This is a genomic window from Candidatus Thiodiazotropha sp. AKAK2 (assembly GCF_058244685.1).
In genome coordinates, this window is sequence record NZ_JBSYOP010000031.1 from 19,963 (window position 1) to 45,361 (window position 25,399).

The following is a 25,399-nucleotide window of genomic DNA, read 5'->3' on the forward strand; positions in this document are numbered from 1 at the left end:
TCGTCTTGGGCCCAGCCATAATTGATCCGACGGGCCAAGCGGTGTCTAAATTGATTCAGCTGACAGCCGGCTTCAGAGACGAACGGTAGTCAAGCCGGTTACTGTCAAGCTTTCCCGGATAGCTTAAATCATACATGCTATCAAGACATACAAGAGAATATCCCCACATTGACTGTGTAACATTGTGTAAATTTAGTGATACATTGAGTCCATTATATGGACCTTGTAGCCGGATCAAGCTTGGGTCGGTTAACACGAAATCCAATACGTCTTGCGCCCGCAAAACTGATCAGAAGATGATTAACACGGTACAACAGAGAGAATATGAAACACCATCCAACCCTATTGATGCTGCTACTGACACTGCTCCTACTGCCGCTCTCCAGCGCCATCGCCGAACGGGGAGAGTCAGTGATGTTCAAACCCAAAGCACATCCGTTTACCGAGCCACCGCCAAAACAGCTGAGCGAGGCTGAGAAATGCCAGCAGCTGCAGCAGCAGATCGAAGCCCTGAAAGGCAAACCCCAACGTCGCCATGCGGTGATTGAAAGACATAAAAAGGCCTGCTTGAAATAGTCAGCCCCCTGAATAAAGGATCTGCAGCGACCGGCCGGAGAGAGGGTGATTGGAGCGGGTGATGGGAATCGAACCCACGTTAGTAGCTTGGGAAGCTACAGTTCTACCATTGAACTACACCCGCAGTGTAAAGCCGTCTGGGAATCCTACACCAGCCCCGACTCAAATTGCCACCTGGACAGGGCCACGCCATCGGCACATCACACCGGCCCACCTTTGTAGAGGGTTTCGATCAGATCCCGATGATGCTCGGTAACTTTCTGCCGTTTGATCTTCATGGTCGGCGTCATCAGACCGTTCTCAATACTCCAGGGCTCCAGTAACACGGCAACCCGCCTGATCTTGGCGTAGCCTGGAAAATCCTTCAGCGCACCTCGTATGCGCTTCAGAAAAACACCCTGAATCTTTTCGTCATTCAAACTCTCCTGATTCGAGGAATCCAGGTCAAACTCCTCGGCCAGACCACCCCAAAGATCCGGATTGAGCACCACCAGTGCGCCCAGATAGGGCTTGCCCTCACCCACCACCATCGCCTGCTCCACCACTGGATCCAGCGCAATCGCCATCTCCATATCCGATGGTGGAATCTTCTCCCCGTTGGAGAGCACCAGAATATCCTTGATTCGACCGGTAATATGGATATGGCCATCTTCATCGATACGGGCCTGGTCGCCGGTATGCAGCCAGCCCTGTGGGTCGATCATCGCAGCTGTGGCCGCATGATTGTTCCAGTAGCCGAGCATCATGCCTGGGGTTTTTACCAGCAACTCATCATCTTCGCCGATCTTGGTGGTTACCCCGCGCAGCGGTACGCCGACACTCTCCGGCTTGATGTTATCCATAGGATTGACGCTGATCACCGGACTGGTTTCTGTCAGGCCGTAACCCTGCAGCATCGGCAATCCCAGACCAAGGAATACTTTTGCAATCTCCGGTGAGATGGCGGCCCCACCACTCACAGCGACCCGTAACCGGCCACCCAGCTTGTCGAGAATCTTTGCCGACACCAGATGCCGCAGCAATGGATAGAGCAACAGGCCGGGAAACCAGCGCTGGCGTCCCATGCGATATTCGAACTCCTTAAAACCAACCGACAACGCCATCTGAAACAGCATCCGGGCAAAAGCCGGTTTATGTTTCAGCTGGTCCTGAACCCGGGCATAGACCCGTTCAAAAATCCTCGGAACGGCAATAATCGCCGTGGGTTGAATGGTTTGCAGATCTTCCGCCAGTTGCGGGATGGAGCGGGCGAATGAGACCGAAGCACCCGCCATCATCGGCAGATAGTATCCCCCAGTCCGCTCCAGGGTATGCGAGAGGGGCAGAAACGAGAGAAAGCTGTCCTGCTGATAGCAATCCACCACCGTCACCGAGGCGTGGGCAATGGAGAGCATGTTGTAGTGACTCAACATCACCCCTTTGGGTCGCCCGGTGGTGCCGGATGTATAGACAATCGAGGCGAGTGTGTGGGGATCCGCCTTGCGCTTTTGCAACGCCTCACCACGGGGCGGCAACCAGTTACTGGCTTCCCGCACCAGGTCATCCTCTCCCGGATCCGGCTGCCTGGCCGTCTCCAGTACCACCACCCGCTGCAGGTCGGGCAACTCCTCCACCGCATCCGCCATCCGGTTCCAGCGCCCGGTATCCTGAACAAGCAACAGTTTTACGGCGGCATCCTTGAGGATGTAGGCGATCGCATCCGCCCGATCATCGGTATACAGGGGCACCACCACCAATCCCAGAGAGAGGGCGGCCTGATCGAACATCACCCATTCGGGACTGTTGCGCAGCAGTACCGCCACCCGGTCACCTGGCTCCAGATCTTCGCCACTCAGCGCCTGGCGCCAGCGGGCCACATGCCGGGCCATGTCATCCCAGCTCAACTCATACCACTGTTTTTGGGTACGGTCGTAATTTCGGTAGGCAATCGCATCCGGTGTGCGACGCACCCGCTGGAAAAAGAGCCCATCCAGGGTTCCTGCTTGATCCAAGGGTATGAGGTCTTCACTCCAATCCACTTTTCTCTCCTGCATCCACCCCTTTGCTTGGCTCTGTCAGATCCGGGGCTGTTATCATTTTGTCCTTTGCGTAGGTTGTCTCCTTGAGTTGAGGTAGAATCCAAAAACTGAACCTGACTCTACTCCTGACAGAGATCATATGAGATGCAGATTTACTTAAACGGCTTGGAAAAGCAAATCCCTGACTCACTGGATATGGCCGGATTGATTGAAATGCTCGATTTGACTGACCAGCGCATTGCCGTCGAGGTCAATGAGGAGCTGGTTCCGCGCACGACTTTCAGTGGTCATCTCCTCAACGACCAGGACCGCATTGAGATCATCCATGCGGTTGGCGGCGGTTGAGTTGCAGACAGACTTTTTATTTCAACTTCTACAGATAGAATCCGATGTCAAACGAAAACCAGACAGACAGCTTTAGCGTCGCCGGGCGCGCATTTACATCCCGACTCTTGGTGGGAACCGGCAAATACAAGGATATGGCGGAGACCCGCGCGGCAATCGACGCCAGTGGTGCGGAGATCGTCACCATTGCGGTAAGGCGCACCAATATCGGCCAGAACCAGGATGAGCCGAATATCCTGGAGACCCTGCCGCCGAGCGAATACACCTATCTACCCAACACTGCCGGTTGCTACGATGCGAAAACGGCCATCCGTACCTGCCGTCTCGCCCGGGAACTGCTGGATGGCCACAATCTGGTCAAACTCGAAGTGCTCGGCGATGAGCAGACCCTGTTTCCCGACGTGGTGCAGACCCTGGAAGCGGCCGAGGTTCTGATCAAAGAGGATTTTGATGTGATGGTCTACACCAACGATGATCCGATCATGGCCAAGCGACTCGAAGAGTTGGGTTGTGCAGCCGTGATGCCCCTTGCGGCGCCAATCGGCTCCGGCCTTGGGGTACGCAATCGCCTCAACATCCGCACCATCGTTGAAAATGCCAAGGTGCCGATTCTGGTCGATGCCGGGGTGGGTACCGCATCCGATGCGGCTGTTGCCATGGAGCTGGGTTGTGACGGGGTGTTGATGAATACCGCCATTGCCGCGGCCCAGAACCCGGTGTTGATGGCCTCGGCGATGAAGAAGGGTATCCAGGCGGGTCGGGAGGCTTATCTCGCAGGTCGCATGCCGGCGAAGCGTTTTGCTTCAGCCTCATCCCCAACGGACGGACTGTTTTTCTAGCGGATATGTTTCCACGTCAGAAACCGGCAGACTCTGGTGCGGCAACGTCGCACCCGTTCGCCAGCAGAATAGCAACCAGACCCACTTATGCCCCAATCTGACCAAAAGTCACGTCCGATACGCAGCTATGTGCTGCGCCAGGGTCGCATGACCGAAGGCCAGCAAAAGGCCTACGAGGCCCTCTGGCCCCGCTATGGTGTGGAGCTCGATGGTGATCAACTCGATCTCTCCGGACCGTTCGAGCAAACACAACCGGTCACCCTGGAGATCGGTTTCGGTAATGGTGAGAGCCTGCGCCAACTGGCACAGAAACAACCGGAGCAAAACTTTCTCGGAATCGAGGTGCATGGTCCTGGGGTTGGTCATCTGATGATTCAGTTGCAGCAGTATCAACTCAGCAACGTCCGCATCCTCAAGCACGACGCCATGGAGCTGCTGCGCCACCACCTTCAACCCGGCTCCCTGCAACGGGTGCTGCTCTACTTCCCCGATCCCTGGCATAAACGCAAACACAACAAACGGCGCATTGTGCAGGATGAGTTTGCCGAACTGGTCCACCGGGCGCTGATCCCTGGCGGCATTCTGCACATGGCAACCGACTGGGAAGATTACGCCCGGCAAATGATGAACGTATTGTCAGCCCATCCGGGGTTCAACAATCAGGCCGGTGAGGGAAACTTCTCTCCCCGCCCGGAAACCCGGCCACTGACCAAATTCGAACAGCGTGGTGAACGCCTTGGCCATGGGGTCTGGGATCTGCTGTTCGAGCGACTTGCCTAATGGGCAGCCTGACCCTGAAGCAGTTCCATGCGCCACTGTTGGAGCCGATCGACCTGCATCTGCGGGCGGGTGAATGCCAGACTCTCAGCGGCCCATCAGGATCGGGCAAAACCCGCCTGTTACGGGCGCTGGCCGACCTTGATCCGGCCCAGGGAGAAGTTTCTCTCAACAATCAGGAGCGATCGACTTTCAGCGCCCCCCAGTGGCGCAGCAAAGTGGGTCTGCTGCTGGCCGAAAGCGGCTGGTGGCTGGAACGGGTCGGCGACCACTTCAAACAACCGCAGGCAGAATTGTTCGAGCGCCTGGAGCTACCCAGTGATGCGATCAACTGGGAGGTCAGCCGCCTCTCCAGCGGTGAACGCCAGCGACTCTCGCTGATCCGACTGCTGAGTAACCAACCCCAGGTTCTGCTGCTGGATGAAGCCACGGCCAATCTGGATCAGGCCAATACCGCCAAAGTCGAAGCACTGATCGCCGACTGGCGAGAACAGCACCAGGTAGCTGTTCTCTGGGTCACCCACGATCCGCAACAGCGAAAACGGGTCAGTGACCACAGCTGGCTGATCGAGTCGGGGCGACTGAGGAAGGCCCCTTGAACCTGATCCTGCTGACCCCCCTCGATCTGGCCATCGCCGCAACCCTGGTGGTGGCGCTGGCACTGATCTCACTGCGGCTCTCCCTGGGAATCGAGGGCAAGCTGCTGATTGCCGCCCTGAGAACCGTGATTCAGCTCAGTCTGCTCGGCCTGGTATTGAAATTTCTGTTTGTTCAGTCCCACCCGCTGCTGATCAGCGCACTGGCGATGTTCATGTTGTTTGTCGCCGGATATGAGGTAATGGCCAGACAGCAGCGCCGTTTCAGCGGCATCTGGGGGTTTGGCGTGGGCACCCTCTCGATGTTCATCTCATCCTTCAGTGTCACCATCCTCGCCTTGACCGTGATCATCCAGGCAGAGCCCTGGTATTCGGTGCAGTATCTGATTCCGTTGCTCGGCATGATGCTGGGCAACACCATGTCAGGGATTGCCATCGCCCTGGACAACCTGACCCAGAACGCCTGGCAGAGACGCCAGGAGATCGAGGCCCGCCTGATCCTTGGACACTCCTGGGATCAAGCCATCCGGGATATTCGCCGCAATGCCCTGCGCAGTGGCCTGATTCCGATCATCAATGCGATGGCTGCAGCCGGCATTGTCAGCCTGCCCGGTATGATGACCGGCCAGATCCTCGCCGGCACGCCACCGATGGAAGCCTCTAAGTACCAGATTCTGATCATGCTGCTGATTGCAGCGGGAACCGGTTTCGGCGCCACGGCGGCGGTATGGATTGGCGCCAAGCGGCTGTTCGATGACCGGGAGCGTCTACGACTCGACCGTTTGGGTAAAAAGCGCGCCTGACTCGCCGAGCAACAGCCCCCTCGAGACCCTATTCAGGCTCCCGTTCCCCGCGGAACACCTTGATCGCCAGCAGAATCACCGGCGTACCGTGCATCAGCAGGTCGAAGATATCGATCGGGCGATGCAGAGTACCGGCCATCAGCATCTTCAGCTTCTCCCACAAATGAGGCTCAGGTACGAACGGCGCCAGCCCAAGCAGTAGCGCAGGCAGTACGATCATATGCATGGGAATGCGGTCAAGCCAATTGAACATCTCGTTTTGTTTCCTCTACTTCAACACCAGCCAATAAGGCAGCCGCTCCCATTTTTACCTGATACGGATTCGGACCCGGGCAAACTGCTGCATCATTATTACCGATTTCAATGCGTCTTTCAGTCCCGACCGCCAGGTTTGAAGTGTCGCTGCAGCTCCACCGCCATGGCGCTCAGACCACCCAGAGACCAGCCCCCATCCACCGGCATGACCGCTCCGGTGATATAGCTGGCCATCGGTGAGGCGAGAAACAGTGCCAGATTGGCCACATCCCCGGCTTTTCCCAGCCGCTTCAGAGGCACGGAGTCGGTGATCATTTCTCTCGCTTCCGTGGTGGGCGCCAGGCGTTTCATCCCTTCGGTGTCGGCAATCGGACCGGGTACGATCGAATTGACTCTCACCCCGGACTCACCCCACTCCATGGCCAGAACCCGGGTCACCATATCCACCCCTGCCTTGGCCGCGCAGACATGCAGCTGCAACGGCATGGGTATGTAGGCCTGAGGGGCTGAAATATTGATCACCGAAGCACCCGGTTTTGTCAGGTAGGCATAGGCTGTGCGCAGAACATGATAGGTGCCCAACAGATCGATATCGACCACAGCGGAGAAGCCTGCCGGAGGCATATCCAGCGCGCTGGCCGGAAAGTTACCGGCTGCACCGGAGACCAGCACATCGATACCACCGAAGTGATCGCTGATCTCGCCGATAACCTGTTCCACAGCCGACAGATCCCGCACATCGGCACAGCGGCCAATGGCCTCCCCCCCAGATGCTGAAAGACGTGACAGGGCGCTCTCCATCCGCTCCCTGGAACGGCCAATCACCGCAACCCTCGCCCCATTTGCGACGAATGCTTCAGCGATGCCCAGGTTGATACCGCTGGTTCCGCCAACCACCAATACCGACTGTCCGGAGAAGTCGATCTGCTGCGCCATAGCCACCTCCAGGATCCGTTATCAATCCAATTTTATGATATTTATTTTGATACCGATCCCAGCGCTGCTGATCGAGGGAAAATCCTAAAGCTCACCCAACATACGTTTCGCCTCAATACCGACGCTGTTGTCAGCGCCCAATTCGATCGCTTTATTGAAGGCGGCCGCAGCCCCCTCTTTATCACCGATCTGGGCCAGGATGAATCCCAATGAGAGGCGGATGCGTTGAAACTCCCCATCCTGCTGAATCCCGGCCAACAGGATATCGACCGCTTGTTCGTTCTGGCCGGTATAAAACAACGCCAGGCCCAGATCGTTATAGGTTTCAACATTCTTGGGATCGATGGTCAAAGCACGTTCGTAGAGCTCGATTGCCTGTGAGTAGTTTTTCTGCGCGAAATAACTATCCGCCAGTCTTGCGATCAGCTCGGGATCCTCCTCCTTGAGATCCTCGATCGTCGGGGTATAGCCCATTCCAGGGGTTAAACCCGTCGGGTTGGGATTGGGCATCGGATGGGGGGCAACCGGAGTGGAAGGCGCGGGTGTCGCGGCAACTACCGGTCTCTGTTCATAGTAGCTTCGGGTGATTGCATAAACCATCAGGCCATACGTAATCTGCGCAACGATGATAACCAACCATGTGAGTACACTGAATTTTGGCATATCTGTCAATATCTTAGTTTTGTTAAGTCGATCGTTATCCTAACGCTCTGTAAAGCGTTCAGGGCCCAAGACTGCGCTCTGAGCCAGCTCTCTGTCAACCGGGATGCCCTTAAGTTTTGTACATCAAATCAAAAAGAATTAAAATCAGACCATCGAAATCGTAGTGTCAACAGGAAGCTTGAAACATCACAGCCTAAGGGAATAGATCGCATGGCCAGGGAAAAACGCACAGGCATATCACCGGTTCCGGACAACTTCGCGGAACTGCTCAATCAGTGGCAACAGAACACGCTACAGAAAATCGAAAGCTTTGGCTGGCGGGTGAAATTCATCCGTCGCCCCCTGTTTCAGGAGATCACCATCGTGGTGACAAATCCGACAGGTGACCAGATCGGCACTCTGGAGCAAGATGGGGAAGTCAGTGTCCATCCGGTCTCCGACTTTCGCCGCTGATCTGCTGCTTTCAACCGGGCGTCTGAGTATGCCTGGGGAGCAATAGAAGAATCACTCAATCACTTCGTCGGCCAGAATCAGTACATCTTCCGCCAGCTTCACACCGATCTTACTGGCTGTTTTGGCATTCAGGGTCAGACGAGTGCCCAACGGATCCTGCACACCGATCTGTGTCGGCTTGACGCCCAGAGAGAGTATCTGTGTCGCCAGGGCAGCCGCCTGTCCGCCAATACTCGGGATATCGGGATTGACGGCCAACAACAGTCCAAGCTTGACCACGTTGTCCGACTGACCAATACAGATCAGTCGGTCCTTGACACACTGCCGTTTCAGCCAGTGGATATTTTCCAGGGTGTAGAGCACCGGATCTGTCGGCAACCAGATCGCATCGACCTCACCGGCCAGCCTGCGATAGGCCTGTTTCAGCTCTTTCGCCCGTTCAATCGGCCTGGCACTGATCTCGATACCCACCAGTTCTGCGGCACCCTTTGCTTCCCGAACGCTCGTAGCACTGTGGGACTTGCTGTAGATCACCCCTAATCGGTTGATATCCGGAAACAACAGATTCATTGAGAGTAACTGGGTACCTGGTGAGACCTCGGCGTTGATGCCGGCCAGATTCTCCTGCCCCTCCAACAGGCGATAACGCTCCCAGTTCAGCACCATGGCGAATATCACCGGCACCTGCTGGCTGTTCTGGGTCGCGGCTTTGGCAAAATAGGCCGCCTTGGCGCCAAACGCCACGATCAATGAAGGATTTGACGACATCACTTGGCCCAGCACTTGTGGCGCCTGTTGGATATCCCCCTGGAGATTGAAGACCTCGATCGGCTGTTTCACTTTCGCCTTAAACTCACCCAGGGGTTGCTGGTAAACGGCCTCCGAATCCGATAGCAGCACAGCTATCTTCTGTTCGGCCGAGCAGACTGGCTGGGTCAACAGCAGCAAGATAAATATCAGCAGAAATCTATCTTTCATGACTGCTCCAGCCTTCGATCTGAAGTGTTCGCATGACAGTACTGTTTTGGGAAGAAAACATAAATTCTTTGAGTGCAGCCGCTTGTTCCTTTGTCACAACCCCATCGATATAGCCCAGTACAGGCATATCAATTGGTGTCGATTCACTGATGACTTCTAATGAATCGATTAGTCTGGGATTTATTTTTCGAAACAGCTTCATATTGGCTTGGGACACCAGGGCCACATCAACCTGTCCCAATGCCGCTGCAAAGATCGCATCAGCGTCTTTAGGCACTTCCACAATACTCAGTTTGTCGAAAGCCACAAAGCTATCCGGGTTCAGCATACTTGCCAGTATCAATTTTGAACCCGGACCAAGACTGGTCATGGCCAGGGTCAGACGCTCGGGTCTGTTGATCTCACTATCACGGCCAAGTCTGGCGACCAATAATTTTCGATAGCTATTCTGCTGTTGGCGCACAGACTGCAGGAGCGGCCTAAAGCGAATCTCATCCGCATGACGCTTCAGGTACCAGTGAGGGGCAAACACAAAGGCTGGCCGGTCACTCCGCACACGCGCATCAAAATCGGTCAAATGAGCAAATGGCTGGAACTCAATGGCCGTATCAAAGCCTTCCAGCAAAAACTCCATATCGCTCTTCAGGCGGCCGAGGTTATTCTGTGGCGAGTCGGGATTGAAGTAATAGAAACGCAACCCATCATCCCCGGCCACTTGACCAGGCACGATCAGCAGGTACAGCCATAACAGCCACCACACCAGGTTTAATCGTTTCAGGTTATGCAATCAGTCTGCTCCCTGGGAGCCGTAATCAACCCCAGGACCTGTTTACACGAACCCAATCGGCCCTGCTGGAATTCGTGTAAACAGGCCCTAAGGCAGTTGGAAGTAAAAAGTTGTGCCGGCATCCACCTCGGACTCCGCCCACACGGAACCACCATGTCGATGAATGATCCTGGCGACAGTCGCCAGTCCAATGCCAGTCCCTTCAAAATCACTGTTTTTATGCAACCGTTGAAATGCACCGAACAGTTTGTCGGCATAACGCATATCGAATCCGGCGCCATTATCCTGTACAAAGTAGCAGGATTTGCCCTCCTTTACAGCTTTACCGAATAGAATTTCAGCTTTTTCACGACGACTGGTGTACTTCCAGGCATTACCGATCAGATTATCCAGAGCGATACCCAGCAACTGGCGGTCACCCTGGACCATCAAGCCGGGCTCAACCTGGAAACTCACCTCACGCTCCGGCTCACTCTCTACCAGCATACTGAGGGTGACATTGGCCAGTTCACTCAAACCGACCTCACCGACCTGCATCGCCTGTCGCCCGAGCCTTGAGAGCCTCAACATATCGTCGATCAACACACCCATTCGGGATGCCGCGGCTCTGACCCGACTCAGGTAATCAAGCCCAGTCTCATCGAGACGCGCCTGATACTCTTCTGAAAGCACCTGGCTGAATCCTTCAATACTGCGCAATGGGGCTCGCAGATCGTGGGATACCGAGTAGTTGAACGCTTCAAGCTCTTTGTTGCTTCGAGCCAGTTCGGTGGTCCTCTCCTCGACCTTGTACTCCAGTGAACGATTGTAATCATCCAGTGCCCGATGTGAGCTTTCAAGATTGCTGGCCATGCGGTTGAAGGAGGTGGCAAAGGTGCCGAACTCTGCACACATCAACCCCTGCATACTCAGGCGGTAGTTAAGATCACCGGCAGAGACCTCCTTGACACCGGCGTCGAGCTGGTCGACCGCCTTCAGCAGACGCCTGGTGATAAACAGTGAAATCATAAAACCGAACAGGATGAAGATGGCCGCTACGCTGATATAGAAAACCCAGATCCGGGTGATCTCATGATCCCATTCTGCAGTCCGCTCAATGATACTCTCCTGCACACTCTCCAATGAGATGCCACAATACAAAATGCCCCACAGCTCCTGACCATTGAATACCGGTGTTACGACCTGCATCATCTGACTCTGAGTCTCAACAGCGCTCGGCGTGTCGATGATCTGAATCGAAAAATCCGTTACCTGATCATCAATGAACTCATTTTCCAACAAGGCCAATGCCTGCTTATCGACCGGGGTGTCCGGTAGACTTCCGACCCGATCAACCCGGTTGTGAGCCACCACCTGACCCAGATTGCTGAGTACCTTGCAGTACTGAATATCCTGATCACCATCGGTGACCTGTTTCATCAGGTTGATCAGAAAGCTGAAATCGTATCCGGTGATCGCCTGGTTGGCGCTGAGGGCCATACTGCGGACCAGTGAAGCGCTACGGGCCTGCATGGCATCATGAATCGAGGCGATATCCTCTGCCTGTTCAGTTTGGTAGAAGTTGTTAATCTGCTGCCAGAACAGCAGACTGATCGCCATAAAAAGCAGCAGCAATGCCAGATTCATCGACACCAGATAGACCCGGATCGAAGGCAGTTTGCCGGCATGATATCGAATACTTTTAAGTCCCATAGAGGCCCAAGTTTAGATAGCACATTGCTTTATGTCAGCTAAGAATGCGTTTTCTCTTGATTTTTCTCAATCACCCTCCTAGGTTTACATCTTTCATTATAGATTTGACCGTTGATATCAACCTCGAATCACGATCCCCTGAGGGGAGATGATGCAGAGTAATGATAGGAACAAACAGACAATCAAAATGCCACGCACTTCCTGCAAGAGCCTCATCCCAATACTCATCTTAAGCTACCCGCTTGCCCCCCAGGCAAACGAGACTTCGCTCATCACGGACCAGCAGATGGAGGAGGCGGAACGTCTGTTCAGCGGACCGGTTGAAGAGGACTACTACAGAACCGATGCCGTTCTGGTGAGCGCCACCGGCAGTGCCAAGCCGGTATTCCTGGCACCTTCCGTCGCCAGTGTGATCACCAAGGAAGAGATCAAGGCGATGGGCGCCACCACGCTGGATGAAGTTCTGGAGACCGTGCCTGGTTTGCATGTCTACATGTCACTATCACCCAACTACCAGAAACAGTGGTCGATCCGTGGCGTTCACACCAACGATAATCCTCATGTTCTGCTGTTGATCAATGGGCAGTCGGTCCAGGATATGCTGCAGGGAGGGCGTCCAAATCACCTGCAGATACCGGTTAGCATGATCTCCCGGATTGAGGTGATCAGAGGACCGGGATCAGCAGTTCATGGTGCTGACGCCTTTGCCGGCAGCGTCAATGTGATCACCAAGGATGGACAGGAGATTGCCGGGTCACAGGGCGGTTACCGTGGCGGCTCCTTTTCCCGTAAGGACGTCTGGGCGCTGCATGGCGGAGCTTATCAGGGCTGGGACATCGCCATGACCCTGGACAGGATGAAATCGGAGGGTGACGACGAACGCATCATTGAAGAGGATTTTCAATCATTGCTGGACCAAAGCTTTGCTACCAACGCCTCTATCACACCCAAAGCAATGGATACGAAGTATGATCTGATTAACGCCTACTTCAGTTTCAACCGCCCCGATTGGCAGATCTATCTTTGGGGATGGCAGGAGAGAGATGGTGGATCCTATGCTGGACTTGCGAATGCATTGGCTGACGGAAACGAATTGCAAAACGATGTTTTTCAGGCAGGTGTCACACACAGCGACGATGAATGGCTAAACAATTGGCAGTTCGACTTCAGTCTCAGCTATCTCTATCTCAAGACGGCCACCAACCTGCAACTATTCCCGCCCGGCGCCTTGTTACCGATCGGCAGTGACGGCAACCTCAATTTTACCAATCCCGCTGGGCTCACCCTGTTTACCGATGGCTATATCGGTTTTCCTACACGCACCCAAAACCAATACAGCGCTGAGACCACAGCCTTGTATGATGGCTTCCCCCAACATCATCTTCGACTGGCTTTGGGGTATCGAGTGACAGATGTGGTGTTCAAAGCCTATCAAAACTGGGGGCCAGGGGTACTCGACGGTACTCAGACAGTGGTCGATGGGACGCTGACCGATCTCACCGATGACCCCAGAATCTTCATGCCGGATGTGGAGCGTCGCCTCTGGTATCTCTCCGCCCAGGATGAGTGGAGCTTTGCAAAAAACTGGGAATTGACCCTTGGCGCCCGCTACGACCGCTATTCCGATTTTGGTGGGACATTCAATCCCAGAGCCGCCCTGGTCTGGCAAACCCGCTACGACATGACCACAAAGTTGCTTTACGGACGGGCATTCCGGGCGCCCAGCTTCGCCAACATGCACGCACAGAACAACCCGATCGGCTTAGGCAATCCGGACCTGGATCCGGCCACCCTGGACACCCTGGAACTGGTATTCGACTATCGACCAACAGCCGATCTGCGGATCGCCGCCAATCTGTTCGTCTACGATATTGAAGGTCTGATCGCATTTGAACCGGATGAGGGTGAAGCAACCAGCACCTCGCAAAACGCCCGGGATCAGAAAGGTCGCGGGCTTGAGCTCGAGGGAGATTGGCAGGTTACTGACAGCCTGAGGCTGACGTCGAATATGGCCTGGCAGGAGTCTGAAGACAAACAGACCGGCGACCCGGTACCGAACGCGCCCGGCCTGCAGGCCCATTTCGCAGCTGATTGGACCTTTATGCCGGACTGGTCGATCAATGCCCAATGGTTCTGGATAGGCCAACGGGAACGGGCCAGTGGCGATAACCGCAATGAGATTGACGACTACTCAATCACCAATCTGACACTGCGCCGGCAGGCCCTATTCGAACACCTGGACCTGGCCCTCGCGGTGCGTAACCTGTTCGATGAGGATGCGCGGGAACCGAGCACCTCCGTAATCCCCGATGACTACCCGATGAATGGACGCGAGATCTGGGCAGAATTGCAAATCAATCTATGACGCACTCCGCTATTCCGTTAACGCATCGGTTTAAAAGACTCTCCTTCGTCACTCTCTTTCCACTGCTGTTTACTTTTGCTGCCATGGCCAATCCCCCTGTGATCACCGATCAGCAGATGAGTGAGGCTGAAAGCCTGTTCAGCGGACCAGGTGAAGAGGACTACTACCGCACCGACGCCGAGCTGGTGACGGCTACCGGCAGCGCCAAACCGGTGTTTCTGGCCCCTTCGGTGACGAGTGTCATCAGCAAGCAGGAGATCCGGGAGATGGGGGCGAGGAGTCTGTATGAAGTATTGGAGACGGTACCCGGACTCCATGTCACCCCCTCAAGCAACTTCGGCCCGTTGATTACCAACATTAACATTCGCGGGATCACCACCGCGCTGAATCCGCAAGTTCTGGTGTTGATCAACGGCGCGCCGATCAAGGACCTGTGGAACGGCAATCTCGGCCACCGCTTTGAGATGCCGGTGGAGATGATCTCCAGGATCGAGGTGGTCAGGGGTCCTGGCTCTGCGATCCATGGCGCCGATGCCTTTGCCGGCACGATCAATATCATCACCAAGGATGGCCAGGAGATCGGTGGCACCCGCGCCGGCTACCGCCATGAGTCGTTCGATACCAGCAGTGGCTGGCTGCAGTATGGCGGCAATCATCAGGGCTGGGATCTGGTTGCCAGCATCGAGGCGTTGAAGCAGGAGACCGATGACCAGCGGATCATTCAGCAGGATCTGCAAACCACCCTCGATGAGAGCTTCGGCACCCAGGCCTCCCAGGCCCCTGGCGCCATGAATCTGGATCAGCGTCTTATCAATTTCCACCTCGGCCTGCACAAGGCTGAGTGGACTGCCCGCCTCTGGGGAATAAGGCAACGGGATGCCGGTGTCGGCGTGGGTGCCGCTCCGGTGCTGGATGGCGATGGTTCACACGACAAGGATCTCTACAACCTCGATCTGCTCTACCAGAACCAGGAGCTTCACCCGGACTGGAATCTGGAGCTTCGCTTTAACTACAACTACGCCGATTATGTCAGCAGGTTCAATCTCTTCCCGCCAGGCGCCACCCTGCCGATCGGCGCTGACGGTAACCTGGATTTCAACAATCCGGTGGGCGTCACCATTTTCAGTGACGGCTACATTGGCCACCCATCGGCGACCAACCGTATCTACCGTAACAATATCATTGGTGTCTATGATGGCCTGGCGCACCATCTGATTCGTCTCTCGGCAGGCTACGACAGGATGGAGTACAAGGCCGGCTCGAAACAGAACTTTGGTCCCGGTGTGCTCGACGGAAGTCCGCAGGAAGTTGATGGCAGCCTGACCGACGTCACCGGTACCCCCTATAACTACAGCCCAAACGTCAAACGGGATCTCTGGTATCTCTCCCTGCAGGACGAATGGGCTTTGGCCAGGGATTGGGATCTTACCCTCGGCGCCCGCTATGACCGCTACTCGGACTTCGGTGACACATTCAACCCCAGACTGGCGCTGGTCTGGCAGACACGCTACGACCTAACCACCAAACTGCTCTATGGCCGGGCCTTCCGTCCCCCCTCATTCTCCGAACTCTATGCACAGAACAATCCGGTTCAGTTGGGCAATACCGAACTGGATCCGGAGACCATCGACACCTTGGAGTTCGCCATAGATTGGCGTCCCACCCCGGACCTGAGAATGGCCAGCAATCTGTTCGTTTATGAGATAAAAGATCTGATCGAGGCGGTCCCTGATAAGGGTGGTGCCAGCAACACCAATCAGAACGCCAGGGACCAGCGGGGACACGGTATCGAATTCGAGGTCGACTGGCAGATCAACCAGCAACTCCGGCTGCAGAGCAACGGTGCCTGGCAACACAGCGAAGACAGTGACAGCGGCAAGGATCTGGCCAACTCCCATGGCTTCCAATACTACGCCCGGGCCAATTGGCAGCTCTTGCCGAACTGGTCACTCGACGGCCAGTGGTTCTGGGTCGGAGAACAGAAACGGGCTGAAGGGGACAACCGGGACGATATCGAGGCATACCATCTGCTCAATCTGACGCTGCGTAAAGATCGCTTGATCGACGCTGTGGATCTGGCATTCGGCATCAGGAATCTGCTGGACGATGAGATTGCGGAACCCGCCAGTTCAACCATCATCAACGAGTATCCCATGGACAGCCGGGCCTATTGGCTGGCGCTCGAGGTGAACTACGATTAACTTCGTTCGATAAGCGGTTGCGGCCTCTGAATCCCGTAACCCTGAGCGAAGTCCACCCCCATCGACTGCAGCATCTCCCGGGTCTGTTGTCGTTCGACGAATTCGGCGATGGTCTTCAGGCCGGCCACATGGCCGATGGTATTAATCGCATCGACGATCGCCCGGCTCATCTCATCCTCTTCAACCTGCTTGACGAATGATCCATCCACCTTGAGAAAATCCACCGACAGGGATTTCAGATAGGAGAAGGAGCTGAGCCCGGCGCCAAAGTCATCCAGTGCAAAGTGACACCCCATCTCACGGATCTCCTGAATAAAACTCTCAGTAATCTCAAGATTGTTGATGGCGGCGGTCTCGGTCACCTCGAAACAGATCGATCGGGGCGATACCTTGAGGCGGTTCATTCGTTCCCGAATGAACTCAAAAAAGTCGGGATCACTCAGCGATGTCCCAGACAGGTTGATAAAGAACAGCTGTCCCCGATCCCGATCCTGCCTATGCTCTCCCAGATAGGTGAATATGGAGTTGACCACCCAGCGGTCCAACCGCTGCATCAGATCGTATCGCTCTGCGGCTGGTATGAATGCCCCGGGTGAAATGATCTCCCCATCCGGACCCTGCATACGCAGCAACACCTCAGTATGGCAGGGCCCTTCCACCGCTACCAAAGGTACAATCGGCTGCTGATAGAGCAGAAAACGATCCTCGCTCAGTGCACTATTGATCCGGCTGACCCACTGCATCTCATCCCGTCGCAGTGCCAACTCATCATCTTCAGCGGTGTAGATATGCACCCGGTTACGGCCCCGGCTTTTAGCGGCAAAACAGGCCATATCCGCGTTACTCAGCACTTCGATTCCACTCTTGGTCATCGGTGTTATGTCGACCAGGCCAATGCTCACACTGGTATTGAATGGCCGCCCCTCCCAGATAAACCGAAAGGCCTCCACCGTCTCCCTGAGAATATTCGCCAGCTGCTCCGCCCGATCGAGGGGACAGTTGAGCAGCAGCACACCAAACTCATCACCCCCAAGGCGGGCCAGCAGATCACTCCCCCGCACCCTTTTTTTCAATACCGCAGAGACTTGTCGCAGCAGCTCGTCACCAGCCATGTGCCCACAGGTATCATTCACTACCTTGAACTGATCCAGGTCCAGATACATGAAGGCGTGGGACTGATTTGCGTGACGCGCCTCTTCCAGGGCCTTTTGCAGCGCCTGCTCCAGTTCATGTCGGTTTTTGAGGTTGGTCAGGGAGTCATGAAAGGCCATGTGATGCAACCGGTCTTCCGCCAGACGTCTGGCCTCGCGGGATTTGGCCTCTTGTAACTCCCGCTCGATAGCGGCGCCCAGGCGGGTCAGATTGCTCTTCATGATGTAGTCGGCTGCGCCGCACTTCATCATCGAAACCGCCAGCTCTTCACCAATACTTCCCGAGACGATGATCACCGGAATGTCGCCATTCGCGTCGTTCACCATCTTCAGCACCTCTTCCGAGTCGAACGAGGGCATATTGTGATCGGTGATGACCAGATCCCAGGACGGGTCGGTCAATGCTTGCGCCAGGGTCTCCGGACTGTCCACTCGAACATGATGCTCAATCGTCCATTGATCTTTCTTCAGATGATGCAGCAGTAACAGAGCATCATCTTCCGAGTCCTCGGCCAACAGCAGACGTAGTGGCGGCTTGTTCATCCGTCAGCAATTCTCAGGTGTCATATTCATCGTCATCCAATAGGTAATCAACTGACGAATCAGATCAGTGAACTGGGTGAAATCCACCGGCTTTCTGATGAAGCTGTTGGCTCCCAACCGGTAGCTCTCTACCATGTCCCGCTGTTCGTCGGATGAGGTGAGCACCACCACCGGTAACAATTGGGTGCGCGGGTATTCACGTATCGCTTTCAATACATCCAAACCACTCATTTTCGGCAACTGCAGATCCAGTAGAACAACTTTCGGCAAGGATTGGCTCTCATCCATCCTGAAAAGGTAATTTACCGCTTCACTACCATCACGAGCCACTTCGACCCGATGACTGATGTTCGACTTTTTAAACGCACGTAAAGCCAGCAGCTCATCATCGGGATTGTCTTCAACCAGTAAAATATGATTTTCGTTCATAACCGTAGTCCAGTCGGTCATTCACAACCCATATAGACCGAGAGTATCGGTCCCCCATGACCGGAAATGGTGCCATTTTGTTCGGCTGCCGACATTGACCTAAGACATTTAGACATCCTATGAATCTGATGTCGATCAATCATCCCTGTCTATATCGTCCAGTAGCCGGGAAATCTGTAGATTGGTGGCCAGCTGGATGGATGGAAGGTGAATTGGTTAACCAGAAAAGCCGTTTATTGTTGAACACGGATGGGACAACAGCTGATTGCCCTGCCGGCGTTGAAGCGAACCTGGCTGAGGTTCTGGATTGTCAGGCGTGATCAACCTGGCAACGGTATCTTGGGTTGCCGGGTTAACAGGCTCAGTTATTCAGTCAATTGATACCTGGCGCCGCAATAGGGGCAGGTGGCGCTGCCGGTCTTTTCAATCGGCAGATAGACCCGCGGGTGGAGTGCCGCCAGGGTTTCGCCGGGGCGAGGGCAGCAGAGCGGCAGGTCCTTACGGGTGACCTTATGTATCTCCTGCTGGGTGGATTGTGTTTCTGCCTGAGTCATATACGATTCTCCTCGGACCTGTTGATCAGACATAGTCGAGCCATTCCGGATGGGATGCCAATCGACCATGTACCAGGTCGAAATAGCGCTTTTGCAGCTCCCCGGTTACCGGCCCCCGGCCACCCGCACCGATGGCCCGGTTGTCGACCTCACGGATCGGCGTCACTTCCGCTGCGGTACCGGTGAAAAAGGCCTCGTCAGCGATATAGACCTCATCCCGGGTAATGCGCTTTTCAACCACTTTGTAATTCAGCTCTTCGGCCAGCTCGATCACCGTCTTGCGGGTAATCCCGTCAAGCGCCGAAGTCAGATCCGGGGTATAGATCACCCCATCACGGACGATGAAGATGTTCTCTCCCGAACCCTCCATGACATAGCCTTCAGCGTCGAGCAGCAAAGCCTCGTCATAGCCGTCATGCAGTGCTTCCTGCAGGGCCATCATAGAGTTCATGTAGTTACCGTTGGCTTTTGCCCGGCACATGGTGATGTTCACATGGTGACGGGTAAACGAGGAGACCCGGATACGAATCCCTTTTTCCATGTTTTCTGCACCCAGATAGGCGCCCCACTCCCAGGCGGCAACCATGCAGTGGACTTTCAGATTGTCCGCCCGCAACCCCATGCCTTCGGAGCCATAGAAGCACATCGGCCGGATATAGGCCGAGTCGAGATTGTTCTCCCGCACCACCGCCCGCTGAGCCTCATTGATTGTCTCGCGATCGAAGGGAATCGTCATATTCAGGATATGGCCGGAACGAAACAGTCGGTCGGTATGCTCCTGCAGGCGGAAAATCGCAGTACCCTGTTCGGCATGGTAGGCGCGCACTCCTTCAAACACACCCATCCCATAGTGCAGGGTGTGGGTCAGCACATGGGTTTTCGCCTCGCGCCAGGGAACCATTTCGCCATCCAGCCAGATGACACCGTCACGGTCAGCCATTGTCGACATCATGAAAACTTCTCTCGTTCAACTCTTCGTTGTGCATCAGACAGGACCAGATGTCCTGCACCAGAGCCTGCTCTTCGGCAAGCTTTTCACTCTCCACCAAGGCCGGCTGATCCTGTAGCGCACTGCGATGGTAGACCGCCCGCAATACCTTGTAGATCCCCATCATGCGATCTGCGGCATGATTATCGAGCAATCCCAGTTTGGAAAGCGTCTCCAGCAGGCGAATGTTATCGGTCCAGACCAACAGTTCTGGGTGGTAATGCGCCCACCGAAGGACCGTGTATTGAACCATAAATTCTATATCGACGATACCGCCCCGACCCTGCTTCAGGTCAAACAGCTCCCGGCTGCTCTTATCCAGGCTGGAGCGCATCTTCTCCCGCATCTCGATAACCTCACCACGCAGCTTCTCCGGATCGCGCTGAGAAGCGATTATGCCACGACGTATCTCATCGAAACGCTCAGCCATCCTGGCATCCCCGGCCACCACCCTGGCACGCACCAAGGCCTGATGTTCCCAGGTCCAGGCGCTGTTCTTCTGGTAGGTCTCAAAGGTCTCCAAGGAGGCCACCATCATGCCGGAATTGCCGTTCGGCCGCAGACGCATATCCACCTCATAGAGTATCCCCGATGGGGTTCGGGTGGTCATGATATGGATGAAACGCTGCGCCATGCGGGCATAGAAAACGTCTACTGAGACCGGTTTACTGCCTTTGGTATAGGCATTCCGGTCGGCACAGTCATGTAGAAACACCATATCCAGGTCAGAGCCGAAGCCCAATTCGATACCGCCCAGTTTTCCGTAACCGACCACGGCGAAGCCGGTCTCACCCGGCTCAATTCCCGGCGGATGGCCATGTCGCCGCACCATCTCCTGGTAACACAGCTGAATCACCTGATCGATGATGCTTTCAGCGATCCAGGTGAGATAGTCACTGACCACCATCAACGGAATCTGATCAGCGATATCCGCCGCCGCCACTCTTAAGCGATTACTCTGGGCAAACTGGCGTAACCGCTCCATCTGGCTCTCAAGGTCATCCGCATCGATACGGGACAACTGATCACCCAGCTCCTGAGTCAGTGCTTCCCGCTTGAGGGGTTTATAGAGTCGCCGCGGGTCGAGCAACTCATCCATCAGGATCGGATGACGGGTCAGCATGCTCGCCACCCAGGGGCTGATACCGGCCAGCTTGACCAGCTGGGAGAGGACCATGGGGTTTTCAATCAACAGAGCGATATAGGCGGTTCGGCGAGCCACCGCCTCCAGCAGATTGAGCACTCTGGGCAGGGTGGCATCGGCACTCTCCGACTGCCCGACCGCCTGCAGCAACAGCGGCATCAACTGATCGAGACGCTCCCGGCCTTTGCTGCTCAACTGGCGGCAGGCATGGCTGTTGCGCAGGTGATTCAACAGATGCAGCGCCTGATCCGGCTTACTGAATCCATATTGATGCAGGACCGATTCGGCCTGCTCCTCATCCAGCAGATCATTCCACACCGCGGCAAATGGCTGATTCTGTTGATCCGCCTCAGCCTGCGGGGCAGCGAAAACCATATCGAAATGACCCTGTACCCGTTTGCGATGCTGTTCCAACACCTCTGAGAAACCCGCCCAGTCATCAAATCCCATGGATCGCGCCAGACGCAGTCTCAGCATCTCATCTGATGGCAAGAGGTGGGTCTGCTTGTCCTGCCAGGCCTGAATACGATTTTCCACCAGACGCAGAAACTCATAGGCTTCGGTCAGTTCCCGTACCGCATACTCCGGCAGCAGCTTCCGCTCCTGCAACAGCTTCAACACTAGGAGTATGGGGCGGGTCTGCAGATCTTTGTCCCGACCACCACGGATCAACTGAAAGGCCTGCCCGATAAATTCGATCTCACGGATTCCGCCAGGTCCAAGTTTGATGTTGGCCGCCATACCTTTCTTATGCAGTTCACTGCTGATCAGCTGCTTCATCTCCCGCAGCGACTCGATGGCGCTGAAATCCAGGTAGCGGCGGTAGACGAAGGGCCTGAGCATCGCCATCAACTCATCTCCCGCATCCACATCACCGGCAACCACCCGGGCCTTGATCATGGCATAGCGCTCCCACTCACGGGCCTGGGAGCCGTAGTAGCTCTCCATGGCGGAAAAGCTCATCGCCAGTGGGCCAACACTGCCAAAGGGACGCAAGCGGGTATCCACCCTGAAAACGAAGCCATCGGCCGTATGGTTATCCAGTGCCTGCACCAGCTTCTGGCAGAGACGAATGAAAAACTGTTCATTGGTCAGACGTCGTGCGCCATCGGTCTGGCCTGACTCGGGATAGGCGAAGATCAGATCGATATCGGAGGAGAGATTGAGTTCCCGAGCACCCAGCTTGCCCATACCCAACACCACCAGGGGCTGAGCCTCCCCCTGTTCGTTTCTCGGCACCCCCATCTCGTTGCAGCACCACTGATAGAGATGCTGCAGGGCCAGTTCAATCGAGGCATCCGCCAGTGCGGAGAGATCCTCCAGGGTCTCAGCGAGTTCCGCCAGGCCGGTCAGGTCACGCCAGATGATGCGCACCATCTGCTGACGGCGGAATTGGCGAAGCTGCCTGCCCAACGCCTGCTCATCGCTGACTCCGCTGAGATCGCCAGCCAGATGGGATGCCATTTCACCTGCCTCAAAACTGACCCCCAACAGGCCTTGCTGGTGCAGTTCCGGCAACAATTCCGGAAATCGGTTGGCCACCTGGACGACAAATTCACTGCCCTCCCAGACCCGCTTCAACTGGTTGATAAATACCCGATCTTTCGGTGGACTCAGTTCGGCATCAGCCAGCTTTTCACACCACTGCTGCCACTGTTGTTCGTGCTCTTGATCTAGCTCCACGCCTCTTCTCATCAATCTGACTTATTCTTTCGGCACCGTGCTCAGGTTACACCGGCAGCGGGATTCTACCAACCTGTTATTGGCAGCTGCTTTCCATCCGGCGAAATCTGGCAGGCGGCAGGAGCACAAATCACCAGGCGAGCCTAGCTGGGGATAACGATTATTGCCAAGGCGTTACAAATCACATAGGGTTGCTCTCTCCGCAAACTGGCGCCAGAGACCCGATCAGGCATGATCAAGCTGCAGCAAATAGACTATCACTACCCACACCACCCCCCGCTCTTCGAGGGGGTGAACCTGGCGATTGCCAAGGGTTCTCTATTTGGCTTGCTGGGCCCCAATGGGGCCGGTAAAACCACCCTGATCTCGTTGATGACCGGGCAATTGCAACCCGCCGCCGGCGAGATCGAGATCGATGGGCAGAGCTACCCTACTCAACGAACGTCGATCTTGCAGAAACTGGCCCACATTCCCCAGGAATATGCCTTCTACCCCCAGCTGAGTGTATTGGAGAATCTGCAGTTTTTCGCCAGCCTGTATGCGAATCAGGCCCGCAACCGGGCCGGGCTGATCGAGCAGGCCCTGGTGCTGACCGGCCTGACAGAGCAGAGGGAAAAGCTGGCGAAACACTTCTCCGGTGGTTTGAAACGGCGCCTCAATCTGGCGATCGGCCTGCTCAACAAACCGCAGCTGATCTTTCTCGATGAACCCACTGTGGGGATCGATCCTCAGTCCCGCCATTTCATTCTGCAATCGATCCGGGAACTGAACAAGGCAGGCAGCACCATCGTCTATACCAGCCACTACATGGAAGAGATCGAACAGCTCTGCGACCAGGTGGCGATCATGGATCATGGCAGGATCCTGGTGCACGGCCCGTTACGCCAAATCCTCAAGCGGGACCCTCAACTGATCGTTGAGCTTGGGCCGATAAGCGACCAAAACCGATACACCCAGCTGGGCAATGCCCTGCAGGCAAAGGGCTTCAATCTCTCTGAACTGACGATCAGCGGTCACCCAAAAGATCAGACAGAGGTTTGCGAACTGCTGCAAACCCTGGCTTCACTCAACCTGTCTGTGATCAACCTTTCCTACGGAAAACATACCCTGGAAAAGCTGTTTTTCGAGCTGACCCAAACCCACTTGAGAGATTGAGAGCATGCTGTTTGCGGTGATCAAAAAAGAGCTGTTGCTGGTATCCCGTGATATCCATGCGCTGCTGGTGCTGTTCCTGCTGCCGATCGTATTCATTCTGATCATGTCCCTGGCACTGCAGGACCGGATGAGTGGCGAGTCCAAGGACCGCCCCGCCGTGGGCCTCTGGATGGCAGCCGACAACCGCCTCAACGGCGAGCTGAGCCAACACTTCCAACAACTTGAAGGGGTTCGGGTTGAAAACTTCGAAAGCCCGGCCGAGTTGACCCGCGCCTTGCAACAGGGAGAGATCATCGGCGGCGTCATGCTGCCCGCCCGGTTCGAGAAGATCATTCAATCCCCAGTGACCGAGCACAGCGAAAAGCTGCGGGTCCTCTATGCCGCCACACTCCCGGGTTCAATGCGTCGATCGATCCTGGGTTCGGTGCGACAGGCTCTCGGTGCCTATCAGGTTAATCAGCTGTTCAAACATGACGATCTCAGTGAAACAGAACGCCAGCAGCGGGTCGACCATCTGCTGGGAAAATCCCTGGTGGTCACAGAAACCCATGGCGCCATAACGGAATCCCAGCCCAATTCAGTTCAGCAGAGTGTTCCCGCCTGGCTGATCTTTGCGATGTTTTTTGTGGTGCTGCCAATCTCGACAACCCTGTTGACAGAACGACAGCAAGGCACCCTGCATCGCCTGCAGACCCTGCCCGTACCCCGCAGCTACCTGCTGATCGGCAAGCTGATACCTTACCTGGGAATCAACCTGATACAGGCGGCATTGATGTTGCTGGTTGGCATCCATCTGGTGCCGCTCCTGACCGGTGAGGGACTGCAACTCAACGGGCAGAGCTGGTTGCTGCTGCCGTTGATCGTCGCCACCAGCCTGTCGGCGATCAGTTTCGCCCTGCTGATCGCCACCCAGGCCAAGACCACAGAGCAGGCCACGACCCTGGGAGGAATCAGTAACCTTATTCTGGCCGCCATTGGTGGTATCATGGTGCCGACTTTTGTAATGCCTGAACTGATGCAGCAGATCGCCGCCCTGTCACCCATGAACTGGGCGTTGGAAGGCTTCTTCTCCATCCTATTGAGACAAGGTGGATGGGCCATGGCCGGGCCCGAGATTCTCAAGCTTTTGGCATTCTCCGGCTGTTTGTTTTTACTTTCTCTCCATTCATACAAAGGCCTGACGGAAATCAAATAATGAAAGGTTCAGCGGATACACAGTTCAAATTGGAACTCAAAAAGATGATCGTTGATGAATGCCGGTTAGATGATTTCGATCCTCAGGATATCAAGGATGACGAATATCTGGCCGGGCAAGAGGCTCGATTCGGCCTCGATTCAATCGATATGCTTCAAGTCATCGTCACGATCAAAAACCGTTACGGCGTACACATCCAGAATGACGCCGAATCAAGAGAGATTCTTGCCACCATCAACAACCTGGCGGACCATTTGCGCCCAGAGTAAGGAC

24 protein-coding genes and 1 tRNA gene are annotated in these 25,399 nt (G+C 55.4%); 12 read left to right on the plus strand and 13 right to left on the minus strand.

Translation table 11 applies throughout. The annotated features are described in order from the left end of the window. Nucleotides 1–324 precede the first annotated feature (324 nt). Entirely contained in the window at nucleotides 325–576 is a 252-nt protein-coding gene (locus AC4IE8_RS14060; protein WP_068989339.1) for a hypothetical protein, read from the plus strand. A 50-nt stretch (nucleotides 577–626) separates the two neighbouring features. On the opposite strand, the gene AC4IE8_RS14065 is transcribed toward AC4IE8_RS14060, so the two are convergent. Both AC4IE8_RS14065 and AC4IE8_RS14070 read right to left on the minus strand, forming a co-directional pair. Next, nucleotides 627–700, minus strand: a tRNA-Gly gene (locus AC4IE8_RS14065). 76 nt (nucleotides 701–776) lie between these two features. Continuing rightward, nucleotides 777–2,609: an AMP-dependent synthetase/ligase gene (locus AC4IE8_RS14070; RefSeq protein ID WP_068989336.1), complete on the minus strand. Its 1,833-nt coding sequence runs from the start codon at nucleotides 2,607–2,609 to the stop codon at nucleotides 777–779. Between the two features lie 129 nt (nucleotides 2,610–2,738). On the opposite strand from AC4IE8_RS14070, the gene thiS reads away from it, so the two are divergent. The 5 genes from thiS (at nucleotide 2,739) to AC4IE8_RS14095 (ending at nucleotide 5,954) form a co-directional block, all read left to right on the plus strand. Beyond that, on the plus strand, nucleotides 2,739–2,939 hold the full coding sequence (thiS, locus tag AC4IE8_RS14075) for a sulfur carrier protein ThiS (RefSeq protein ID WP_068989333.1): 201 nt from the start codon (nucleotides 2,739–2,741) through the stop codon (nucleotides 2,937–2,939). A 44-nt stretch (nucleotides 2,940–2,983) separates the two neighbouring features. Then, nucleotides 2,984–3,778, plus strand: a complete 795-nt coding sequence (locus tag AC4IE8_RS14080; protein ID WP_068989330.1) for a thiazole synthase — start codon at nucleotides 2,984–2,986, stop codon at nucleotides 3,776–3,778. An 87-nt stretch (nucleotides 3,779–3,865) separates the two neighbouring features. Next, nucleotides 3,866–4,558 (plus strand): tRNA (guanosine(46)-N7)-methyltransferase TrmB, encoded by a 693-nt coding sequence (gene trmB, locus AC4IE8_RS14085; protein WP_068989328.1) that lies wholly within the window; start codon nucleotides 3,866–3,868, stop codon nucleotides 4,556–4,558. Beyond that, the gene (locus tag AC4IE8_RS14090) at nucleotides 4,558–5,154 is read left to right on the plus strand and encodes an ABC transporter ATP-binding protein (protein WP_068989325.1); all 597 of its coding nucleotides are present in this window, start codon (nucleotides 4,558–4,560) and stop codon (nucleotides 5,152–5,154) included. The genes trmB and AC4IE8_RS14090 overlap by 1 nt, the downstream gene beginning before the upstream one ends. Further along, nucleotides 5,151–5,954: an ABC transporter permease gene (locus tag AC4IE8_RS14095; protein ID WP_068989322.1), complete on the plus strand. Its 804-nt coding sequence runs from the start codon at nucleotides 5,151–5,153 to the stop codon at nucleotides 5,952–5,954. Before AC4IE8_RS14090 ends, AC4IE8_RS14095 begins: the two co-directional genes overlap by 4 nt. A 28-nt stretch (nucleotides 5,955–5,982) precedes the next feature. Here the strand turns inward: AC4IE8_RS14095 and AC4IE8_RS14100 are convergent, their stop codons facing one another. From AC4IE8_RS14100 to AC4IE8_RS14110, 3 genes are all read right to left on the minus strand, one after another. Beyond that, entirely contained in the window at nucleotides 5,983–6,207 is a 225-nt protein-coding gene (locus AC4IE8_RS14100) for an RND transporter (protein WP_068989319.1), read from the minus strand. Between the two features lie 119 nt (nucleotides 6,208–6,326). Next, the gene (locus AC4IE8_RS14105; protein WP_068989316.1) at nucleotides 6,327–7,145 is read right to left on the minus strand and encodes an SDR family oxidoreductase; all 819 of its coding nucleotides are present in this window, start codon (nucleotides 7,143–7,145) and stop codon (nucleotides 6,327–6,329) included. 84 nt (nucleotides 7,146–7,229) lie between these two features. After that, nucleotides 7,230–7,808: a tetratricopeptide repeat protein gene (locus tag AC4IE8_RS14110; RefSeq protein WP_068989309.1), complete on the minus strand. Its 579-nt coding sequence runs from the start codon at nucleotides 7,806–7,808 to the stop codon at nucleotides 7,230–7,232. A 210-nt stretch (nucleotides 7,809–8,018) separates the two neighbouring features. Here AC4IE8_RS14110 and AC4IE8_RS14115 point away from each other — a divergent pair, with 210 nt between their 5' ends. Next, nucleotides 8,019–8,261 (plus strand): hypothetical protein, encoded by a 243-nt coding sequence (locus tag AC4IE8_RS14115; RefSeq protein ID WP_068989304.1) that lies wholly within the window; start codon nucleotides 8,019–8,021, stop codon nucleotides 8,259–8,261. Between the two features lie 51 nt (nucleotides 8,262–8,312). Here AC4IE8_RS14115 and AC4IE8_RS14120 read toward each other — a convergent pair whose 3' ends face one another. The 3 genes from AC4IE8_RS14120 to AC4IE8_RS14130 all read right to left on the minus strand — a co-directional run bounded on the left by AC4IE8_RS14120 (nucleotide 8,313) and on the right by AC4IE8_RS14130 (nucleotide 11,718). Continuing rightward, nucleotides 8,313–9,239: an ABC transporter substrate-binding protein gene (locus AC4IE8_RS14120; protein ID WP_068989302.1), complete on the minus strand. Its 927-nt coding sequence runs from the start codon at nucleotides 9,237–9,239 to the stop codon at nucleotides 8,313–8,315. After that, on the minus strand, nucleotides 9,229–10,026 hold the full coding sequence (locus tag AC4IE8_RS14125) for a PhnD/SsuA/transferrin family substrate-binding protein (RefSeq protein ID WP_068989299.1): 798 nt from the start codon (nucleotides 10,024–10,026) through the stop codon (nucleotides 9,229–9,231). Before AC4IE8_RS14125 ends, AC4IE8_RS14120 begins: the two co-directional genes overlap by 11 nt. Nucleotides 10,027–10,113: 87 nt before the next feature. After that, nucleotides 10,114–11,718, minus strand: a complete 1,605-nt coding sequence (locus AC4IE8_RS14130) for a sensor histidine kinase (protein WP_490791287.1) — start codon at nucleotides 11,716–11,718, stop codon at nucleotides 10,114–10,116. 187 nt (nucleotides 11,719–11,905) lie between these two features. Here AC4IE8_RS14130 and AC4IE8_RS14135 point away from each other — a divergent pair, with 187 nt between their 5' ends. Then, nucleotides 11,906–14,083, plus strand: coding sequence for a TonB-dependent receptor plug domain-containing protein (locus AC4IE8_RS14135; protein WP_490791288.1), 2,178 nt, complete (start codon nucleotides 11,906–11,908; stop codon nucleotides 14,081–14,083). Beyond that, nucleotides 14,080–16,284 (plus strand): TonB-dependent receptor plug domain-containing protein, encoded by a 2,205-nt coding sequence (locus AC4IE8_RS14140; RefSeq protein ID WP_490791289.1) that lies wholly within the window; start codon nucleotides 14,080–14,082, stop codon nucleotides 16,282–16,284. Before AC4IE8_RS14135 ends, AC4IE8_RS14140 begins: the two co-directional genes overlap by 4 nt. On the opposite strand, the gene AC4IE8_RS14145 is transcribed toward AC4IE8_RS14140, so the two are convergent. From AC4IE8_RS14145 to glnE, 5 genes are all read right to left on the minus strand, one after another. After that, nucleotides 16,281–17,978, minus strand: coding sequence for a putative bifunctional diguanylate cyclase/phosphodiesterase (locus tag AC4IE8_RS14145; protein ID WP_490791290.1), 1,698 nt, complete (start codon nucleotides 17,976–17,978; stop codon nucleotides 16,281–16,283). The two genes, AC4IE8_RS14140 and AC4IE8_RS14145, sit on opposite strands and share 4 nt — an antisense overlap. Nucleotides 17,979–17,981: 3 nt before the next feature. Then, complete coding sequence (locus AC4IE8_RS14150; RefSeq protein ID WP_490791291.1) at nucleotides 17,982–18,407, minus strand: response regulator; 426 nt, start codon at nucleotides 18,405–18,407, stop codon at nucleotides 17,982–17,984. 365 nt (nucleotides 18,408–18,772) lie between these two features. Next, entirely contained in the window at nucleotides 18,773–18,961 is a 189-nt protein-coding gene (locus tag AC4IE8_RS14155; protein ID WP_068989283.1) for a zinc-finger domain-containing protein, read from the minus strand. A gap of 25 nt (nucleotides 18,962–18,986) precedes the next feature. Then, nucleotides 18,987–19,910, minus strand: coding sequence for a branched-chain amino acid transaminase (locus AC4IE8_RS14160; RefSeq protein WP_068989280.1), 924 nt, complete (start codon nucleotides 19,908–19,910; stop codon nucleotides 18,987–18,989). Then, the gene (gene glnE, locus AC4IE8_RS14165) at nucleotides 19,894–22,776 is read right to left on the minus strand and encodes a bifunctional [glutamate--ammonia ligase]-adenylyl-L-tyrosine phosphorylase/[glutamate--ammonia-ligase] adenylyltransferase (protein ID WP_490791292.1); all 2,883 of its coding nucleotides are present in this window, start codon (nucleotides 22,774–22,776) and stop codon (nucleotides 19,894–19,896) included. Before glnE ends, AC4IE8_RS14160 begins: the two co-directional genes overlap by 17 nt. 231 nt (nucleotides 22,777–23,007) lie before the next feature. On the opposite strand from glnE, the gene AC4IE8_RS14170 reads away from it, so the two are divergent. The 3 genes from AC4IE8_RS14170 to AC4IE8_RS14180 are packed head-to-tail and all read left to right on the plus strand — an operon-like array spanning nucleotide 23,008 to nucleotide 25,395. After that, nucleotides 23,008–23,931, plus strand: coding sequence for an ABC transporter ATP-binding protein (locus tag AC4IE8_RS14170; protein WP_490791293.1), 924 nt, complete (start codon nucleotides 23,008–23,010; stop codon nucleotides 23,929–23,931). Nucleotides 23,932–23,935: 4 nt separating this feature from the next. Further along, the gene (locus AC4IE8_RS14175; protein WP_068989271.1) at nucleotides 23,936–25,126 is read left to right on the plus strand and encodes an ABC transporter permease; all 1,191 of its coding nucleotides are present in this window, start codon (nucleotides 23,936–23,938) and stop codon (nucleotides 25,124–25,126) included. Next, nucleotides 25,126–25,395, plus strand: coding sequence for a phosphopantetheine-binding protein (locus AC4IE8_RS14180; RefSeq protein WP_068989264.1), 270 nt, complete (start codon nucleotides 25,126–25,128; stop codon nucleotides 25,393–25,395). The genes AC4IE8_RS14175 and AC4IE8_RS14180 overlap by 1 nt, the downstream gene beginning before the upstream one ends. The last annotated feature ends 4 nt before the right edge of the window (nucleotides 25,396–25,399 follow it).